Annotated in this window: 15 protein-coding genes; 3 read left to right on the top strand and 12 right to left on the bottom strand. The window is 25.9% G+C overall.

Going from position 1 to position 19,855, the window contains the following annotated elements; all coding sequences use genetic code 11:
- Positions 1-240: 240 nt before the first annotated feature.
- The 8 genes from ACYUE0_RS16565 to ACYUE0_RS16530 form a co-directional block, all read right to left on the bottom strand.
- Positions 241-489 (bottom strand): hypothetical protein, encoded by a 249-nt coding sequence (locus tag ACYUE0_RS16565; RefSeq protein WP_199870207.1) that lies wholly within the window; start codon positions 487-489, stop codon positions 241-243.
- Positions 490-653: 164 nt separating this feature from the next.
- Positions 654-1,832, bottom strand: a complete 1,179-nt coding sequence (locus tag ACYUE0_RS16560) for a hypothetical protein (RefSeq protein ID WP_460271669.1) — start codon at positions 1,830-1,832, stop codon at positions 654-656.
- A gap of 161 nt (positions 1,833-1,993) precedes the next feature.
- The gene (locus ACYUE0_RS16555) at positions 1,994-2,284 is read right to left on the bottom strand and encodes a CD3324 family protein (protein ID WP_061994359.1); all 291 of its coding nucleotides are present in this window, start codon (positions 2,282-2,284) and stop codon (positions 1,994-1,996) included.
- Positions 2,285-3,191: 907 nt separating this feature from the next.
- The gene (locus tag ACYUE0_RS16550) at positions 3,192-5,144 is read right to left on the bottom strand and encodes an ABC transporter permease (RefSeq protein ID WP_460271667.1); all 1,953 of its coding nucleotides are present in this window, start codon (positions 5,142-5,144) and stop codon (positions 3,192-3,194) included.
- A complete protein-coding gene (locus ACYUE0_RS16545; RefSeq protein WP_460271665.1) occupies positions 5,137-5,904 on the bottom strand; it encodes an ABC transporter ATP-binding protein in 768 nt (255 codons plus the stop codon). The genes ACYUE0_RS16550 and ACYUE0_RS16545 overlap by 8 nt, the downstream gene beginning before the upstream one ends.
- Before the next feature lie 258 nt (positions 5,905-6,162).
- The gene (locus ACYUE0_RS16540; RefSeq protein ID WP_460271663.1) at positions 6,163-7,176 is read right to left on the bottom strand and encodes a sensor histidine kinase; all 1,014 of its coding nucleotides are present in this window, start codon (positions 7,174-7,176) and stop codon (positions 6,163-6,165) included.
- 2 nt (positions 7,177-7,178) lie between these two features.
- The gene (locus ACYUE0_RS16535; protein ID WP_460271661.1) at positions 7,179-7,850 is read right to left on the bottom strand and encodes a response regulator transcription factor; all 672 of its coding nucleotides are present in this window, start codon (positions 7,848-7,850) and stop codon (positions 7,179-7,181) included.
- 415 nt (positions 7,851-8,265) lie between these two features.
- Positions 8,266-10,152, bottom strand: coding sequence for an endonuclease MutS2 (locus tag ACYUE0_RS16530; protein ID WP_460271659.1), 1,887 nt, complete (start codon positions 10,150-10,152; stop codon positions 8,266-8,268).
- Between the two features lie 945 nt (positions 10,153-11,097).
- Here ACYUE0_RS16530 and ACYUE0_RS16525 point away from each other — a divergent pair.
- From ACYUE0_RS16525 to ACYUE0_RS16515, 3 genes are read left to right on the top strand one after another with little or no spacing between them, the layout of a single operon-like run.
- Entirely contained in the window at positions 11,098-14,235 is a 3,138-nt protein-coding gene (locus ACYUE0_RS16525; RefSeq protein ID WP_460271657.1) for a PatA/PatG family cyanobactin maturation protease, read from the top strand.
- A gap of 40 nt (positions 14,236-14,275) precedes the next feature.
- The gene (locus tag ACYUE0_RS16520) at positions 14,276-14,446 is read left to right on the top strand and encodes a hypothetical protein (protein ID WP_155844795.1); all 171 of its coding nucleotides are present in this window, start codon (positions 14,276-14,278) and stop codon (positions 14,444-14,446) included.
- 40 nt (positions 14,447-14,486) lie between these two features.
- Positions 14,487-14,726, top strand: a complete 240-nt coding sequence (locus ACYUE0_RS16515; RefSeq protein ID WP_460271655.1) for a hypothetical protein — start codon at positions 14,487-14,489, stop codon at positions 14,724-14,726.
- A gap of 101 nt (positions 14,727-14,827) precedes the next feature.
- On the opposite strand, the gene ACYUE0_RS16510 is transcribed toward ACYUE0_RS16515, so the two are convergent.
- The 4 genes from ACYUE0_RS16510 to ACYUE0_RS16495 form a co-directional block, all read right to left on the bottom strand.
- Positions 14,828-16,894, bottom strand: coding sequence for an ABC transporter permease (locus ACYUE0_RS16510; protein ID WP_460271653.1), 2,067 nt, complete (start codon positions 16,892-16,894; stop codon positions 14,828-14,830).
- Positions 16,894-17,649 carry an ABC transporter ATP-binding protein gene (locus ACYUE0_RS16505; RefSeq protein WP_199870201.1) on the bottom strand — a complete coding sequence of 252 codons (756 nt, stop codon included), beginning with the start codon at positions 17,647-17,649 and terminating at the stop codon, positions 16,894-16,896. The genes ACYUE0_RS16510 and ACYUE0_RS16505 overlap by 1 nt, the downstream gene beginning before the upstream one ends.
- Before the next feature lie 161 nt (positions 17,650-17,810).
- Positions 17,811-18,824 carry a sensor histidine kinase gene (locus ACYUE0_RS16500; RefSeq protein WP_460271650.1) on the bottom strand — a complete coding sequence of 338 codons (1,014 nt, stop codon included), beginning with the start codon at positions 18,822-18,824 and terminating at the stop codon, positions 17,811-17,813.
- Positions 18,799-19,473 carry a response regulator transcription factor gene (locus ACYUE0_RS16495; RefSeq protein WP_010299424.1) on the bottom strand — a complete coding sequence of 225 codons (675 nt, stop codon included), beginning with the start codon at positions 19,471-19,473 and terminating at the stop codon, positions 18,799-18,801. Before ACYUE0_RS16495 ends, ACYUE0_RS16500 begins: the two co-directional genes overlap by 26 nt.
- Positions 19,474-19,855: the final 382 nt, after the last annotated feature.

Below are 19,855 nucleotides of genomic sequence, written 5' to 3'. Positions count from 1 at the left end.
TAACATTGATTTTCATAAGAATCACTATTTCTAAAATCCTCTATTAACTTAAAAACTTTTCTTTTAGCTTCTTCTATATCCACCCTTTTATATTCAAAATCTTCAAATCTCATAACATCCTCCTAAATTTAATTCTTTTATAATTTATAAATTCTACTATTTACAATTAAATATATATAGCATTCCTATATTACAATTAAGAAAAACACAGCTATAAAATTTAAATAGCTGTATTTTTCTTTATACACTCTCCTTGCCTATAAGTGCTATGAGACCATTTGCCAATGTTTCACCCCAACTTAAATAATCATGACCTGAATAAAAATTTTCATATTTCACATCATAACCTTTTTCTACTAATACATCTTTTATATTATTTATAACTTCCATCATTATGGGCTCAGTGTCATAAGGTCTATCTTCTAATACTCCAGCATTTAGATAAAACTTTAATGGTAACTTATCTATCAGCTTATACTCTTTAGTCAAATACTCTTCTTTATACCAATAAGAGCCTGACTGTGAAAGAACTTTTCCAAAAATATTAAAATTATTTTACTTTTTCTTCTAACTCACTTATTTTATAACTACTAAATTCTTTATCGCTCATAACTTTTAACCTTTTTAATAATTATATTTTTTAAGTCAATATATTATTTAATAATTCTTTCACTTGGAAGCCCTTCAACTATATCTGAAAAATGCATGTGATTAAATTTCCATTTACCTTTCTTTTTTACTAATACACCGAAAAATCTCATAGGACAAATTGAGTTTTCATTATAAGATTCTAGACAGTTTAATGACATATTTATTGAAAATAACATATTTTGTAATAACTCTTTTTGCTTTTTATTCTCTCGTATAAAATATTCAAAGTTAGATTTTGGCCAAGTACAAACGGTTTTTTCTAAAAACTTAAATTTTATAAATGCTTTTGAAATAACAACAGCCATATCCCCTAAAACTGAAATATATGCATTTTCTTTATTTACATTAAAATCCCCCCAATATTTCCAGTCACATTTTAATAATTCCTTACTTTCTTCAAACCCATGAAAATTTTCTCCATTATCAGTTCCAAATATATATAAATTCTCATCATGATGAAATAATTTTTCACCATAATAGTTAACAAGTGATGCATCCCTTTTGTCATAACCTTCTTGTAAAATTTCTAATACTTTCTGAATTTCATTTACTTCTTTATCTTCTTTATTTTTTATTGGAAGTATTTTAAACTCATCCTCAATGCTTGCATCATCAATTATTAAATCTTCTCTTGCTCCTCCAAATGAAATTTTCATGTGTTTTATCTTCCATTTAGAATTATCTTTAACTGTAATAAATGTTGTTCTAAAAGGAAATACATATTCTTCACCTAAACTTATATCATATAAACTTCTTGATATTTGATCTGAAAATTGAACTAAATCAGCTTTTGATATTTCCCTTTCATTTAATATATTTGATAACCTATCAATCATAATATTTGAAGCTTTTTCTTCACTGATGTTATTTAAACTTTTTCCACTAATTGCTATGCAAGCTACATTTTCTTCTGCATTTATCACAGAGTTTTCTATATCTAAATCAATATTCTTTAAATAACTATTTTTATCACTCCAATAAATTCTAATTGCACTTTCTATCTGAGATAATCCAAAATACCAACTTTTTTCTCCTACTCCTAAAAGACTTGTATTATCGTCATCAATAAAAAATTCTTTAATGAACTCTTCAATATTATTCAAATCATTTTTTATATATTTTTCTTGAAACACTTTTAAAAATTTTTTTATTTCATTTATTACTTTAACATTTTTAGTCATAATAATAGCCCCCATTTTTATTACTCTCTATATATTAATTTTATTAACTTTAACTGAAATTATATATATCCAAAACTATTCTGTATCAAATTTGATATAAAAAAAGCCCCATCATCAATACCTTTAATAGTTTTGATGATAGGACTTTTTTATATTTTAAATTAACCACTTTGTAGTAAATTTTCTCTTCTTTCTTTACTTATGATTCTTCGTATACTTTGTTCTGATAGAAAGTATTCCTTAGCTAACTGTGTAACCTTAATTCCCTTATTATATTTTCTTAAAATCTGAGAATTTCTTTCCTTTAGCATTTTTTTAGCTCCACTTTTTTCTCCCCAAGACTTTTCATTTTCAGTTTTTCTTGGTATATATAAATACTCTCCATCTATATAATTTTGAATTACTTCTATAATATCCTCTGGTAAAACCTCATACGCTTTAACATATTTCATACTCATTGCCCCCCTTAATACTATTAATTAAGGCAAAGACCTATGAAAAAGTAAGCTTACATATCTTATCGGAGCTTGTTTGTTACAGCTACTAACAATTATCTAGCTCCAAGCAAAGCATAGCTGACTTAGTCATTCTGGTCTTTGCTTGAAGCATTTTACTTACGGTATGATATTGCAATCTATAATCTCTCATTTTTACACCACCTTATACATTCATCTATAAAATTACAAGTCAATATTTTATTATATTCTTATAATGTTTTACATATAATTGATTCTTTAAATTCGCAATTCAATATGTCCATAAAAACCTCATCAAATTCATTTTACCTACTAATTTCTTTTAAAAATCCATTTTTATTTTTCCTCTAATGCAAGCATATTTATTTCTTATATTTTAGATTTACACTTGCTTTTATAACCACATGCTTTATATAACTTTGTAAAAGCATTTAAAAATTGCACCCTAGTGGTATAAATATAATTATAATATAAAATAACATTATAGATATTAATGTTATTACTTTAGATTGTTAACAAATGGTAAATTACCACTAATTTTTAGCTATTTTTAATGCTACTTAAGAATATTATAATTATCTATCAAACACTACTGACATGTTATTCTTTAAATGGTCAATTTCTTTATTTCCTATTATATCTACATATATTCTAAATGAGTTTTTTCATTCCAATTACTTCATAAATTGCACTATACTTAATTTTGGTATACAATAAAGGTTTTATTTTTTTACTTATAGCTATAAACTTTTTAAACCATACATATAACCTATTGAATTCAATATAGAAAAAGGCCCTTGAACTTCAAGGGCTTAAATATGATTATCATCTTATATTAGACATAACCATATAAATAATAAAACAGTATTCTCTTATTTCTTATTTATTCCTCAACAATTTTATAATAAGTCCTTGTTGTTAGAGCAAATATTATAAAATAAATAATTGTAAAAACTAAAATTGTTATTAACGTAGTTATTCTAAATAATGCTACATTTGTTAACATGAAAACTGCTAGCAACTTCGTGATTATAGGAAATGCAAAAACAATATGAATTACTGAAAAAGTAATTGGTATGAAAAATATCATTAAAACTTGGCTTCTTATAGTTCTTTTTATTTCAACCTTACTCATACCAACTTTTTGCATTATTTCAAATCGTTCTTTATCATCGTATCCTTCAGATATCTGTTTATAATAAATAATTAATACTGTTGCCATTAAAAATAATATGCCAAGAAAAATTCCTAAAAAGAACAATCCTCCATATAAAGATAAAAAATCTTTTTTATTACTTTCTATACTCTCGGCAGTAACAGCCATATTATTTTCATCAAATTTTTTATTTAATTTATTGGAAATTGTAATCATATCATTTGATTTTCCATTAACATCAAATCCAACTATGTATCCTTTACGCTTTTTATTAAGCTCACAAATATTGTTGATATCTTTTGAAATCACTGTATACGACTCTACTATATCCGTAAAACTTCCCGATATACTTTCTAATTTATCTATTTCTTCTTTTACTTTATAAGTTTTATCATTAATAGTAATACTATCTTTTCCATATTTCTTCTTTCCTTCTGAAAAAATAATAACTTCATCATCGCCAAGATTTACATTTTTATTTTCTAATCTGTTGTAATCTGAAAGTGGAACAGCATTTATAAAACAAACATCTGAATCAAGTAAATCATCTTTTATGACTAAAAATTTATCTTCTTCTTTTACACATGGAATAGTATATTCTAAATAATTCACCCTATTTTTTGCTACTATATTATTTTCTTTTATTTCACTATCTACAATTCTATCTATTTTTTCACATTGGCTTTTTTCAACTTCTGATGTATTTATTAAAACTTCTCTTGGATATCTATTTCTTAAAACATCTTCCACTCCAACATATAAAGAAACCGTTGTTGAAAGCATAACAAGTACTGCTGTGCTTAAAATACAAATGTTAGCAAGACCTACTGCATTTTGCTTCATCCTATATATCATTCCAGAAACAGATACAAAATTGCTTGTTTTATAATAAAACTTTTTATTTCTTCTTAAAAGCTTTAATAAAGCAATACTTCCTGCTGTAAAAAGCGCATAGGTTCCTATAATAACTAAAATAACAGAAGTAAAAAACAATTGTAAAGCTGAGAGTGGTGATTTAACATATAAAGCTATTCCATATCCAGTCCCAAGTGCTACAACACCTATAATTGTCATAATCCATTTCGTTTTAGGTTCTTTTTCTCCATGCTGCCCACCTTTTAAAAGTTCAGTTGGATTAGATCTTTTAATTTCAAATAAATTTGCCATTAGTGTCATAAAAAAGATTCCTATAAAAAGAATTAATGTTCTTACTATAGATATTTTTGAAATATAAAATCCGAAAGCTACTGGGAAATTAAGCACCTTTAAAAATAACAAGAACATAAACTTATCAAGAATAATTCCGCCAGTTAGTCCAAATATGAAACTAATACTTGCAATAAAAATATTTTCTAAAAATAAAACCTTCGCAATGTGTTTCTTACTAAGCCCTAGCACATTGTATAACCCAATTTCCTTTTTCCTTCTTTTTATTAAAAAACTATTGGTATAAAAAAGAAATATAGTTGAAAAAATACCAATTACAACTGTTCCAAAAGAAAGCATACTTTTCAAACTATCTGATCCTGGAACTTGGTCTAATCCCGGGTTCTTTGAAATAGAGCTCATAATATAAAACATCATAATACTACATATACACGTAATAATGTATGGGATATAAGTTTTGCTGTTTTTTCTAATATTACTTATTGCTAATTTAAGATAAAACATTCTACTCATTTACATCCCCTCCATTGGTAATTATTGTTAATGTATTGGAGATTTTTTCAAACATTTCCTCATTAGACATTATTCCTCTATATATCTGATGGAACACTTCTCCATCTTTAATAAATAATACTCTACTAGCATGACTTGCAGCTTTAGTACTATGAGTAACCATTAAAATTGTCTGACCTCCTTCATTTATTTCTGAAAACATTTTTAATAAATGATCTGTAGCCTTTGAATCAAGTGCACCTGTTGGCTCATCTGCTAAAATAAGTTGTGGGTTAGTAATAATAGCTCGTGCAACAGCTACCCTTTGTTTTTGTCCGCCAGAAACTTCATAAGGGTATTTCGATAATATTTCCTTGATACCTAACTTATTTGCAATACGCTCTAATCTACTTTCCATTTCATTGTATGATTTTCCTGATAGAACAAGTGGTAAAAATATATTGTCTTTTAAAGAAAATGTATCAAGTAAATTAAAATCTTGAAATACAAATCCTAAGTTATCTCTACGAAATGTAGCAACTTCACTTTCTTTTATAGATACAATGTTTTTTCCATTTAATAAAACCTCACCACTAGTTGGTTTATCTAAAGATGCCAATATGTTAAGTAAAGTAGTTTTTCCTGAACCTGACTCACCCATAATAGCTACATATTCACCTTTTTCTACCGAGAATGTTACATTTTCCAATGCTTGTACTTTATTTCCACCAAATCTTGTCATATATATTTTTTTTAAATTGTTTGCTTCTAACAACTTCATAAAAAACTCCTCCTAAATCTCATTTAAACCTATTATTTTCAAACCTATTATTTTCAAACCTATTATTTTCAAACCTAAACTTAAGAACTTAAATTTAACCGTCTATTCTTTATTTGATTATGCATAAAATATTTTTTAGAATTTAATCTACTTAAATTCAATATCTTCTATGTTTTTATTATAAAAAAAAAGAAAATGCAATGCCATAACTTAGCCTTGCATTTTCCTATCTAACCTTACACTTTTGTAAGCACCTCATTATTCAAACATAGTTTTAGCTGAAAAAAGATCAATTTTAACTGTTGTACCTACCCCTATTTCAGAAGTAATTATTATTTTGTGTGATAACTTATTCAATATTTTTTTGCAAAGATATAATCCAATACCTGTCGCCTTTTTGTCCATACGCCCATTATACCCAGTATAACCATTTTCAAATATTCGTGGTAAATCTTCTTTAGCAATTCCTATTCCTGTATCCTCAATAATCAAAATCTTTTCATTAGACTTATGCATATATATAGTTATTTTGCCTTCATTTGTATATTTTAAAGCATTAGATAATATTTGTTCAATTACAAAGACTAACCACTTTTCATCAGTTAAAACAGTACAATTTATTTCATTAAATTCAAGAGATATATTCTTTCTGATAAATGTGTTAGCATGTTTTCTAACTGCTTGTTTTATAATTTTAGATAAATCACAATTTTTAAAAACTAAATCTGATGATGCATTTTCAATTCTCAAATAACCTAAAACCATTTCAACATATTGTTCAATTTTAAAAAGCTCTGCTAATAATTCTTTGTTTCCTTCACTTTTTTCCATCTGTAGCAATAATCTCATTGCAGAAATAGGTGTCTTAATTTGATGTGCCCAAAGATTATAATAATCCATCATTTCTGTACGCTTCATGTCTGCTTTTGAATTCATCTCTATCTTGTTATTATAAAGTTCTACTAAAATATTTTGATAATTCTTTTCAATTAAGTTTTTTGCTAAAGGCATTTTCTCTAAACTAATAGTAATTTGTTTTTTTAAAACATATAATTGGTTATGCTTCTTATAATACTTAATAAAATCATATACTATAAATATAATAGCAACAGTACATGATAATAAAAATGAATATACTATTGCTTCAAGTTCTAAAGAATACAAAGAAAATACTGCAATGAAAATCATAATAAAAATACTATATATAAATATGATTTTTATATGGTCTTTAATATACGAAATTAATATACATAAAAACGTTTTTTTTTCCATAACTAATTCACCATATATCCTATACCTTTTTTAGTTTTAATAAAATCAATAAGTCCAATATCACTTAACTTTTTTCTTAATCTCGTAACATTAACAGTTAAAGTATTATCATCAATAAAGCTATCACTTTCCCATAACCTTTTCATAATATCTTCACGAGAAATCACTTTTTCTGCATTTTCCATTAAAATTTGAATTATTTTAAATTCATTTTTAGTAAGTTCAATTTTAGAATTTTTATACTCTATAGTTGTATCACTAATATTTAAAACTGCTCCATTATGCTCAATTACATTCATTTGTCCACTAAAAGAATATGTTCTTCTTAACAACGCTTGCACCTTTGCAATAATAACATTTAAATCAAATGGCTTGGCAATAAAATCATCGCCTCCCATATTTACAGCCATAACAATATTCATATTGTCAGACATAGATGAAATAAAAATAATAGGAACCTTTGATATTTTACGAATTTCAGTACACCAATGATATCCATTAAAAAATGGTAGCGATATATCTAACAGAACTAGATGTGGATTAAACTCAATAAATTGCTTATTAATATCCTTAAAGTCTACAACAAACTCTGTATCGTAATTCCATTGACTTAAACAGCTTTTAAGTGACTTTGCAATTACTAAATCATCTTCAACAATTAAAACTTTATACATAAATTACTCCTCTCAATACTTTCAAGTCTATTTTCCCTTTAATATAATAACACTTAAATTTATTTTATTTTTAACTATTCCTTATATAGATTTCTAATTTGAAGTTTTAACCTACCTGAATATTCTACTTTTATAAGACATTACTTTTCCTATTTTACAAGTCAATTCTTCAATTTTAAAATTATACAATATTTCAATATTTATAGATAATCTTCTCGTAAGAAGGTCTTCTTTTGCAGTATTAAATTATTATCACTTGTTCAACAGTAATATCGAATACTTTCCGTAAATTAATACCTAATTTTATACAAATATAATTATAATATAAAACGACATTATAGATATTAATTTTTATTGATAATTTGTAAATATAAAAACTCCACCAATACTATAAAAAGCATTGGTGAAGTCTTCATTATCTTTTCATTTCTTTTTGTATTTGTTTTAAAGCCTTTTTAGATCCACGTTTTATATCTTTTTCTAACTTTCTTTCTTTGAAAGATACAAATATTTGATTTAAATCATATCCTTCTGGATATAATTCTTCTGCCTTTATTTCTAACTTAATCCTCTTATAATTTATTTCTTTTAAATTATTATTTATAAAAATAATTAGATTATTAAATTCATCTTTTTCCTTATATACTATACCATACTCATTGTCATCTATTATAAAAACTTTATCTCCTACTTTGTAATCACAATTATATTCTCTTTTAGCTTCTTTTTCATTTTTAATTATTTTACTACTTCTTAGAAAATCATAATTGTAGTTTTTATTTTTTATATATTCTTTAGTTCTTTCTATTACAGGCTTATCTATTCCCATTTTTTCGGCTATATATAAAGCATTACTATTTCCTGATTTGCCTATTTGCAATTTATATAGCGGTTCTAAAGTATCGCATTTAAATTCCATAGCTGCATTTTCAAAATCAGGATGATTAAAAGAGAAATTTTTAATTTCACCATAATGAGTTGATGCTACCGTTATACATCCTTTATGATAAAACTCCTCTAGTATAGATATGGCTAATGCTGCACCTTCATTTGGTTCTGTTCCACTTCCTATTTCATCAAATAATAATAGTGTTGATTTATCACTTAATTTTAAAATTGCAGCTAAATTTTTTACATGAGATGAAAAAGTACTTAAAGCGTTTTCTATACTCTGATTATCTCCTATATCAACAAATACCTTATTAAAAACAGCCATTTCCGTTCCATCTTTAGCTGCTATATGAAACCCAGATTGAACTGCTAAAGTTAACAATCCAATAGTTTTTAAAACAACAGTTTTTCCTCCTGCATTAGGTCCTGTTATAATTAGAGTTCTAAAATCTTTACCAATGTTACAATCTAAAGGGACACTATCTTTTAATAATGGATATTTTCCCTTTACTATATTAATATATCCATTTTTATTCATTAAAGGCTTTACACCATTTATGCTTTTACTATATTTAGCCTTTGCAAAAATCATATCATACTCTGATATAACATCTATATTCATCTTTAATTCTTTTATTTTTTCAAATATCATATTTGTTAATAATGCTAATATTTTATACTCTTCTACAGCCTCTTCTGATTTTAAAACAGCAAGTTCACTTGTATACTTTTGAATTGATGCTAATTCAACAAACACTGTAGTACCCTTTGGTGATGTTTCTATTATACTTCCTTCTATACTATTTTTATAAGCAGCCTTTATAGGAATTGTAAACTTTCCATTTCTCTCACTTATAAAGAATTCCTGTATATAATTTTTATTGCTACTTGATTTTAAAAATTTTTCAAGCTTATCTCTTATTTTACTTTCACAACTTTCAATATGACGTCTTATCTTTTTTAATTCTCTTGAAGCATTTGAGTCTACTCTATTACTTTTAATTGATAAACTTATTTCTTCTTCTATATAACTTAAATCAGATATATTATCACCATAGGCACTTAATGTAGGTGCATATCCTTCCTTGTCTTTTATAAATATTTTCACCTTTCTACACCCTCTTAAAAAGTCAGATATAGTTGTTAAATCCGAAGGCTCTAAAGCAGCACCTTTTTCTATTTTTTCTATATAATTTGTAATATTAAATATTCCTTCTAATGGTATATGATATCCTGCATCTAAAAGATTTCTCCCCTGTGATGTTTCATCTAACATTCTATTTACTTGCTTTAAGCTATTACTAGGCTCTAGTTTATCTAATAAAATTTTTCCTAAACCACTAACACAATATTCTTTAACTATTTCTTTTAACTCGTAATAATTTAATTTTTCTAATGTTTCTTTATTCATCTTGTTAATACTCCTCCTATTAAACAATCAATAAATAATTTATTGATTGAAATAAATAATATCAACAAGTCTTCTATATTTTTTACTCATCTTGCATGATAGATTTCATTTTTCCAATAAAAAAAGCCATGGATACACCACAGCTTTAAATTAACACTTTTAAAGATATTTAAAAATAATTTTTAAACACCTTCACAATGAGTAAATTTGCAGACTTGTATCTTAATAATTTTAATTAATTTCACAACAAATAAAGGTAAAATACCCAATTTTTAGAAATTAATATTCAATTAATTATTTAAGATACTAAACACTCACAAACTTCCCTCACTTTACTTTTGAAATCTATCTATTTTAAATTTATATTTATATAATATCATTTATTTTTTTTAACGTCAATCATGTTAGTTTTATATTTTTTATAATTAATAACCATACTCCACATCCATCCCATAATCAAAGCAGCAAATATGTCATTATTAAAATTTCATTTTTAATGTTCATTTTACTTATTATTTTTTTCAAAAAGTCATAAATTTTATAAAATTTTGAAAATATAATTATAAATATAATTGTATAAGCTATATAAACCTTATCACTATTCATTTTTTAAATTCCCCTTATTTAGTTTTATCTTTAAATATAATATCTATTATTTGTAATGTAAAATAAATACATTATTATGTTTTACAATATATTATTTATTAATAAAGTGTAAACTTTGCATGTTGTATATATTTTTAAATCTAATTCTATATTTAATAAAATACTTCTGAACTATAGTATTTAAGCACAGTTTACTTTTTTTTATATATAATATAATCTTAAATTTTCAAAATTATATTTTATTTTCATTAAGAATTGGTCGTAACTTTTTATTACTTATTTGCATAAAGTACTAATAGATTATCTCAAAACATTTAGTTATAAGGATGTGTAAATGAAATGAATCCTATTTATTTGGATAATAACGCAACTACACATATTTTCCCTGAGGTAATGAATGAAATGCTTCCCATATTAAATGATAATTATGGAAACCCATCTAGCTCTCACGAATTAGGGAAATATTCAAAACTTGAATTAGAAAAGGCTAGAACAAAAGTAGCGCAATTACTAGGATGTAAATCTCAAAATATTATTTTTACCTCTGGAGGAACAGAAGGCAATAATCTTGCACTTAAGGGATTTGCTGAAACTTTAAAAGAAAAGCATCACTTTATAACTTCTATGGTTGAGCATTCTTCTGTATTAGAAAATTTTAATTATTTGGAGAAAAATGGACATACAGTAACTTACCTTCCAGTAGATCATAATGGTCTATTATATCCAAATCAGGTAGAAGAAGTTATAAAATCTCATCCAAATACAGCATTAATCTCAATCATGTTTGCAAATAATGAAACTGGAGTACTTTTCCCAATAAAAGAAATCGGCAAAATTGCAAAAAAATACAATATACTTTTTCATTGTGATGCTGTTCAAGGAGTAGGTAAAATACCTATTGATGTAAATGATTTAAATATAGACCTTCTTACTATATCAGGTCATAAAATACATGGTCCTAAAGGTTGTGGTGCCCTATATATACGTGATATGAATAAAGTTGCTCCATTAATACACGGTGGTGGACAAGAAAATGGTAAACGTAGTGGAACAGAATCATTACCTACTATAGTTGGTTTTGGTAAAGCCTGTGAAATTATTTCCAATACAATGGATAAGTTTATCCCTAATATCACAAAATGTAGAGACCTATTAGAACAAGGTATTATTAAAATTATGCCTACTGCATTAATAAATGGATATGAATCAACCCGTTTATGCAACACTACAAATATTCAATTTTCAGGAATACGTGGTAAAGATCTTCTTGATAAACTTTCTCAAAATAAAATATATGTTTCTCATGGTTCAGCTTGTTCAAATAACCATTTAGGAAATTCTCATGTTTTAAAAGCTATGGGATTGACTGATTCTCAAATATGCTCCAGTTTGCGTTTTAGTTTGTCAAGAGAAACAACAGAATATGAAATTAATGAAGTATTGAAAAAAATGTTACAAATATTACCAAATAACATTGAAAAAAATATGGAATTTATTGGACAAGCTAACTTTTTGTCTCCTAGCAATGAAGATAGTACTTTAAAATCCTATGGAATTATTGAAAAAGATCTAAGAAAGTTATGGACATTAACTATGGGAGACCCTAATATCTCCATCGCTATATTAGATGGTTCTGTTGATCTATCCCATAATTGTTTTAAAAAGTCTAATATAAAAAGCATAAATTTTTTGAATAACAAAAGCACAGTGAAAGGAACAGCTACATCACATGGTACTCATGTTACCAGTATAATTTTTGGACAACATTCATGTGGTGTTCCAGGTATAGCTCCAAATTGCACGGGTATTATAATACCAATCTACTCAGATAATATTGGAAATAATTCTATAAAATGTACTCAAGAAGATTTAGCTGCTGCAATTTTAAAGGCAGTTGAACTTGGTGCTAATATTATAAATATTAGTAGTGGACAACTTGTGCATAGTGAAAATGCCAACTATCATTTAATAGACGCAATTAAAATATGTGATGAAAAAGGGGTTCTTATTGTTGCTGCTGCTGGAAATGATGGTTGTAGATGTCTTCATATACCAGCCTCAATTCCATCAGTACTTGCTGTAGGGTCTATGGATTCTAATGGAGTACCTAAAGATTATAGTAATTGGGGTGATGCGTATCAATTTCAAGGAATTCTTGCCCCTGGAGAAAATATTTTAGGCGCTGCTCCTGATAATAAAGCCACTACAAACAACGGAACAAGTTTTGCAGCACCTATTGTAACAGGAATTATAGCTCTTTTTTTGAGCTATCAAATACAAAATGGTATAAAACCTAATGCTTTAGCAATAAGAGATTCTATTTTAAACAACGCTTTACCTTGTCATTTAAATAAAAATTCAGAAACTAATCGTTGTTTAGCTGGAATATTAAACATTTCTGGTACTTTGCAAGAAATATCAAAACAGATAAATTTAAAGAATAAAAATAATACTTTTTTAATATCTAAATTTGATAAAAGTAAATTTAAAATGAAAGGAAGTTCAAATATTATGGATTATGAAAATAATAATATAAAAAATATTTCAGTTTCAGAAGAAACTAACAATACAAATTTAAATAACTCTAATAAATCTAGTAAAAGTTTACAAGGAGACAGTATTGAATTATCTGGTTGTGGATGTCCTTTTGGGGATTCTGCTCCTTCACTTGTTTATGCATTAGGAAGTATAAACTATGATTTTAGTAGCGAGGCTAGACGTGACTCATTTATTCAAATGATGAGTAGTAGTTATAATCCTACACCAAATCCTTATGATCCTAAACAATTATTAGAATATCTTAATGAAAATCCAGCACATGCTTCTTCAATTATATGGACTTTAAATCAAGAATCTACTCCAATTTATGCAATTCAACCTATAGGTCCTTTTGGTTATGAATCATATAAAATTTTAAGAAGTTTTCTTAAAGATACAGCTAATGGCATTAGTGATATTGTTTCCATCCCAGGAATTATTTCAGGAAGTATAACATTAATGAATGGATATACAGTTCCTGTTATTATACCTGAATTAAGAGGAATGTATAATTGGTCTGTTACAAAATTAGTTGAATCAATAATGGAAACTCCTACAAATCAATTAGATTTAAAAGCTAAGCAAGAATTTGATAGAATAAAAGATGCCATGTCAAATTTCCTTAAACGTGTATATTATGAACTAAGAAATTTAGGACGAACCTCTCAAGAACGTGCATTAAATTACACTGGAACAAATTTAGCACAAATTCAAGAAGTCCTTGAAGATGCAATATTAAAAGGACTAGCACTTGATACTATAGAAGCAGAGCCTAGTAAAATCTGCAGACCAAATTCTGATTGTTGGGATATAAAATTAACACTTTTCCATCCAGAAGATAGACTTGAAAAAGCAAGACATGTTTATTTCTTTACATTAGATGTTAGTGATGTAGTTCCTGTTTCAATAGGTACTGTACGTTCATGGGAAGCATACTAAATCTCTAATATCTAATGAAATTGTAAAGGGGGGTATTCTTGTGAAATTACCAATGCAAGCAAAACCAGTTGTAAGAAATTTAACACAAGTTTCATTAAAAGATAAAGGAATAAAACCAAACCAAATATCAACTTATGAAGATTGCTTAATTAATTGTAATAATTTACAAAGTGCTATAGCAAGAGAGATTTGTAAGTCTTTATGTAGATAAGTTCACCTTTTAAAATTTTTTTGAAAGGAGGTGAATTAATATGAAATTACCACTTCAAGCAAAACCAGTTTCTAGAAATTCATTCTATACTACTCCTATGGATAATAGTGTATCTCCAAATGGTTTCTTATGTGATATGACTTGTACCCTTTTACCTGGAGATGCTCAAAGAATATGCAAAGAAGCTTGTGCCGCTGGTAAAACACTTTGTCCTACAATTTGTAGTGCATTACCAATGCCTTTTAATATGATGTGTAGTCAAGCTTGTGACCTAATATAATAAAATAAGCTAAATTTTAGACCTATTATAAAATAATTTTAGTTTCTGCTAATATTAATTATTAGCAGAAACTTTTTATAATTTTTATTACATTATCTTAACTATATAACTTCTTTTATATATTTTTTTCTACTTATCAAATAGAATATTATTTGGATACTTGTTACTAAGCCTAAGATTAATAATGCTTTTTTCATAAGAAGTTTTACGATTATCATATTTGAGCACATAACATACAAGTAATACATACCTAATCCTCCTCCAACAAGAATTGGTATGAAAAATGTTATAGCTAATTCTTTGCTTATTATAGTTTTTATTTCTTTTTCAGTTACACCTATCCTTATCAATGATTCTATTCTTTCTTCTTCATTATCTACATCTGACAATACTTTATAATATAAGACGACACCATTTGCTATTACAAACAGTAATCCTATAAAAGACATTGTAAAGAACACTATTCCATAATTTTCTATTTGCAACTTTATGAGCTCTTCTTTATACATTGGTCTATGATATTCTTTTCTTCCTTCCTCATCATATGAATGTTTCCCCCAAAGATTTCCTTCTTTCCAAAATGATTCATCTAAGTTATTTTTAATTCTTAAATAATTTACTAAAGAGTAAAAACCTTTATCTCCATTTTTAACATTTATTAAATGAATATTTTCTACTGCTTTTACTGATAACTTATTTTTCAAAAGTTCATAGTCCATATCATTTAAAACAAAGGCACTTCCTAATTGATGATTTACAAAAGGAACTCCTTTTCTACTTTCAATATTTTCTTTTTCTAAATTAAGAGTATAGCTATTTCCTATAACCTTTTCTACACTTCCTACATTTATTACATAATTATTATTTATATTTTCTTTTTCCAATTTTCTTGCCTCTTCAACTTGACTTTCACTAAGCGTGGCTAAAATAGCTTTTGGATGATTAAATTCTATTTTTTCTTTCACTACATTTATATATTGTGCACTGCTAGGTTTTATATCAATGGTTTCATTCATATGCTTATTATAATTGCTTTCACTTACAACCGTTCTGGCTCCCCAAAATATAAACCCCTCATTTTCCGCTCTAAACATAGGTACATTTAAACACTCTAATATCTTATAATCTTTTATTGTTCCCTTTTCATCTTCTATTATTTTTTCTACTTCTTCTTTTTTTATTTTATTGTAACCTTCATCTTCAACAAACATAATATCAAATGGATTGTTCATATTTATATATTCTCTACTTGATACATATAAAGAATAACTAAACCCAACAAAGAACATTGCCCCTGCCATTAATAAAGAGATCATATACAGAACATTTTTATACCCTAAAAATCTATGGGACAAATTTGAAAGAATAAGAATATTTTTATTATAAGCTCTAGGAAACTTATTAAATATCTCTTTAATCAAAACAATGCCTGTTCCTATTATCATATAGGGACATATTATTGTAAAAATTATAAATAATCCAAGCATATAAGATTTATTTTTAAAAATTTCATTTAAAAGAGTTTTAGGTAAACAATATAATGATATTATAAATAGTACTAAAGCTATTAACCCTATCACTGTATATTTTTTACCTATTTCACTTTTCTTTGAAGACTTTAAAATTTCCATTATAGACATTTTTCTTATATAAATTACATTAAATAAAAGGTTACATAAAAATATTACTAGGAATATTCCTAAACTTAATAAAAAACTCTTATAATTCAATTTGTATGGAATTGATGCTCCATTCAATATTTTATTTAACCCCATATAAAATAATCTTCCAAATATAACACCGCCTAAAATTCCTGTTATTGATGAAGACACCATTATCCCTAAATTTTCTATAAGTATTTGCTTCATTAAATCTTTAGTAGTCATACCTAAAGTTAAATACATTCCAAATTCTTTACCTCTATTTTTTAAGAATGCTATATTAGTGTAAGTTATAAAGACTATTGAAAATATTACAATTCCTATTAACGCAATTTTAATAGTCTCGTATAATGAAGTTTTTCCAATGCTTTGCAAAATGATTGGATTAAACATTAAACTTCCATACATAAATAACATAGCTACAATTAATGCATTAATAAGATAAAAGGAAATATATTTGTTGAAATTATGAATAAAATTTTTACGTATTATAGAAGAAAAAGTCATTATTTATCCCCCCCTATAACACTTTGCACTTCTAATATTTTATCGAAAAAATCTTTTCTATCTCCATTTGATGCTATCTCTATTTCGATTTTACCATCTTTAATAAATATTATTCTTTTACAAAAAGATGCAGCAAAAGGGTCATGAGTTACCATTAAAATGGTACTATTAATATCCTTATTCATGCTACTTATGGTTTCCATTACATTATTAGCTGATTTTGAATCTAGGTTTCCTGTTGGCTCATCTGCAAATATTATAGCCGGTTCATTAATTAAGGCCCTTGCAGCTGCTACTCTTTGTTTTTGGCCACCAGACACATGATATGGATACTTCTTTTTTAAATCTTCTATATTGAAAAATGTCATAAGACTATGAACTTTTTTTTCTATTTTCACAGGCTCCAATTTATCTAATATAAGCGGTAATGCTATATTTTCTTCCAAATTTAAACTATCTAAAAGATTAAAATCTTGAAATATATATCCAATATTTTTTCTTCTAAACAAAGCTAATTCATCTTTTTTCATTTTACTTATATTTTTGTCCTTTATAATTATTTCTCCTGAAGTTTTATTGTCTACCCCCGAAAGTATGTTAAGTAATGTTGTCTTTCCACTACCACTAGGTCCCATTATTCCAACAAATTCTCCATTGTTAATAGTTAAACTTATTCCATCTAATGCTTTTACTTCTTTTACACCTTTGTATGAACTATAAATTTTTGTTAAGTTATTTATCATTAAAATTTCCATTTCTAAACTCCTCACCTATTTTTAAAATTACTTTTACTTTTTCATCTAAAACTTCAAACTAAAAATTTAATTCTTATATGCATAATACTATTATAAAGGGGAATCCATTTGTCTTAAATGGATTCCCCTTACACAATGTTACATTTCTGCAATGTTTAATTCTAAATAACTTTTTCATCTTTAAACTTAATACTAACTTTAGTACCTTTACCGACATCGGATTGTATATCAACTAAAATTCCAAGTTTCTTAGATATCAATTTTACCATATATAGTCCAATTCCTGTTGAACTTCTTTCTTGTCTTCCATTGTTACCAGTAAAAAATGGATTAAATATCCTTGGTAAATCTTCTTTATTTATACCTACTCCATAATCTTTAACTATTAATTCTACTTCTCTAGCATTTTCTTTTGCATATATCTCTATCCTACTGCTATTTTTAATTTTAGAATACTTTATAGCATTAGCTATTATTTGCTCTAACATATATATAAACCATTTTTTATCAGTATAAATATAAATTTTTTCACTAATATTTACCTTTGGAAACACTCCTTTATATATAAAGTCTCTTTTTTTTAAATTAATTGCATTACTAACTAATTCTTTAAGATTATAGGGGTTTGTAACATAATCTCGTGAAAAATCTTCTAATCTCAATAAATTTAAACACTCTTCTAAATTTTTTTTAATTGAAGAGTTCTCTTCCTTTATATCCTTAATATATTTTATTTCTTTATTTTCTAATTCACTTTTCTCACAAGCTAAATCAATTACTGTTATTGATGTTTTCATATTATGAATCCATTGAGAAAACAAATAATCTTTACCTTTTATTTTTTCCTTTAACTCATAGATTTCATTAAGATACTCATTATGAATTTCATCAATTACATTTAAAATTTCTTCTTCTTTATAATCAACATTGTTCTTTTTGTAATTAGGACTTTTAATGCTATCTGCAAGTTTTTGTTTAAATCCACAATACTTAATAATCTCAATAATAAAATAAACTATTATCACTGTTCCACTTAATATTAATGGATATAATATCTCACTATTTTCAAATAATAAAAAGTAGAACACTATTATGAATGTAGTATTTACTATTAGAGCTATTAAATCTCGTCTTTTTAATTTTAAAACCCTAATTATCAACTCCAATAAAGACATATCCTACCCCTCTTTTAGTTACTATAGAATTATTTATACCTAAATCACTTAATTTCTTCTTAACCCTTGTCATATTAACGGTTAAAGTACTATCTTCTATAAAATTACTATCATCCCATAAAGCTTCTAAAAGTTCTTCTCTACTAACTACTTTTTCTATATTTTTTATAAGTATATTTAATATTCTATACTCATTTTTTGTAAGCTCTATAATTTGATTTTTATATTTAAGCTTCATACTATTATTAATTAAGGTTAATTCTCCAACCTCAATTTCTTCCTCGTTATAATCCTTAACCCTTCTTAATAAAGCATTAATTTTAGCAAGTAATATACCTATACTAAAAGGTTTAGTTACATAATCATCCGCTCCAAGTTCCATACCTCTTATCTGTTCGCCTTCATCACTTCTAGCAGAAAGTATTATTACTGGAATTTTATATAACTTTCTAATAAGCTTTAAAAAATAGAAGCCATCAAATTTAGGTAAATTAATATCTAATATTATCAAGTCTGGATTAATTTTAGTAATATATCCCATGACATCGTCAAAATTTTCAACTGTATCAACATTATAATCGTATGCTCTTAAATATTCACTTATATATTTTTTTAATTTTAAATCATCTTCAATTAATAAAATTCTCATTACAATCTCCCATAAAATACTTAATTATTAAATTCTATCACAGTTACTCTCTAATATAAATATTATCATATCTATATAAACTATTTTGTAAGCCTCTCTAAAATAATATAATTAATCAAAGTTTTTTTAAGTTTATTAAATACAAAATCCCTCTGAATTCTCAGAGGGATTTTCGTATATTATTAAAATAATTACAATTTCTATTTTAACCAGTTCTATAGGGAAACAAGCTTCAACTTAAATTTATTCAATAACCTTAAAATATTTTCATACAAGATGCAGTGTTAAATTCTAAGTGATTCTGAGCATGTCTCACTATTTTAGGTATCCAAGTTTTGGAATGGATAATTTTAAAAGTCAACTTGGAACCCTATATAGGGTT

Source organism: Clostridium sp. CTA-19, from assembly GCF_054767855.1.
The sequence above is the reverse complement of the archived record's forward strand: the minus strand, read 5'-3'. Positions and strand labels throughout refer to the sequence as shown.

What these genes read in the sequence shown, in the direction of transcription:
- ACYUE0_RS16560 (WP_460271669.1), bottom strand. Translation starts at nt 1,832, where the DNA reads ATGACTAAAAATGTTAAAGTAATAAATGAAATAAAAAAATTTTTAAAA.
- ACYUE0_RS16555 (WP_061994359.1), bottom strand. Translation starts at nt 2,284, where the DNA reads ATGAAATATGTTAAAGCGTATGAGGTTTTACCAGAGGATATTATAGAA.
- ACYUE0_RS16550 (WP_460271667.1), bottom strand. Translation starts at nt 5,144, where the DNA reads ATGAGTAGAATGTTTTATCTTAAATTAGCAATAAGTAATATTAGAAAA.
- ACYUE0_RS16545 (WP_460271665.1), bottom strand. Translation starts at nt 5,904, where the DNA reads ATGAAGTTGTTAGAAGCAAACAATTTAAAAAAAATATATATGACAAGA.
- ACYUE0_RS16540 (WP_460271663.1), bottom strand. Translation starts at nt 7,176, where the DNA reads ATGGAAAAAAAAACGTTTTTATGTATATTAATTTCGTATATTAAAGAC.
- ACYUE0_RS16535 (WP_460271661.1), bottom strand. Translation starts at nt 7,850, where the DNA reads ATGTATAAAGTTTTAATTGTTGAAGATGATTTAGTAATTGCAAAGTCA.
- ACYUE0_RS16530 (WP_460271659.1), bottom strand. Translation starts at nt 10,152, where the DNA reads ATGAATAAAGAAACATTAGAAAAATTAAATTATTACGAGTTAAAAGAA.
- ACYUE0_RS16525 (WP_460271657.1), top strand. Translation starts at nt 11,098, where the DNA reads ATGAATCCTATTTATTTGGATAATAACGCAACTACACATATTTTCCCT.
- ACYUE0_RS16515 (WP_460271655.1), top strand. Translation starts at nt 14,487, where the DNA reads ATGAAATTACCACTTCAAGCAAAACCAGTTTCTAGAAATTCATTCTAT.
- ACYUE0_RS16510 (WP_460271653.1), bottom strand. Translation starts at nt 16,894, where the DNA reads ATGACTTTTTCTTCTATAATACGTAAAAATTTTATTCATAATTTCAAC.
- ACYUE0_RS16505 (WP_199870201.1), bottom strand. Translation starts at nt 17,649, where the DNA reads ATGGAAATTTTAATGATAAATAACTTAACAAAAATTTATAGTTCATAC.
- ACYUE0_RS16500 (WP_460271650.1), bottom strand. Translation starts at nt 18,824, where the DNA reads ATGTCTTTATTGGAGTTGATAATTAGGGTTTTAAAATTAAAAAGACGA.
- ACYUE0_RS16495 (WP_010299424.1), bottom strand. Translation starts at nt 19,473, where the DNA reads ATGAGAATTTTATTAATTGAAGATGATTTAAAATTAAAAAAATATATA.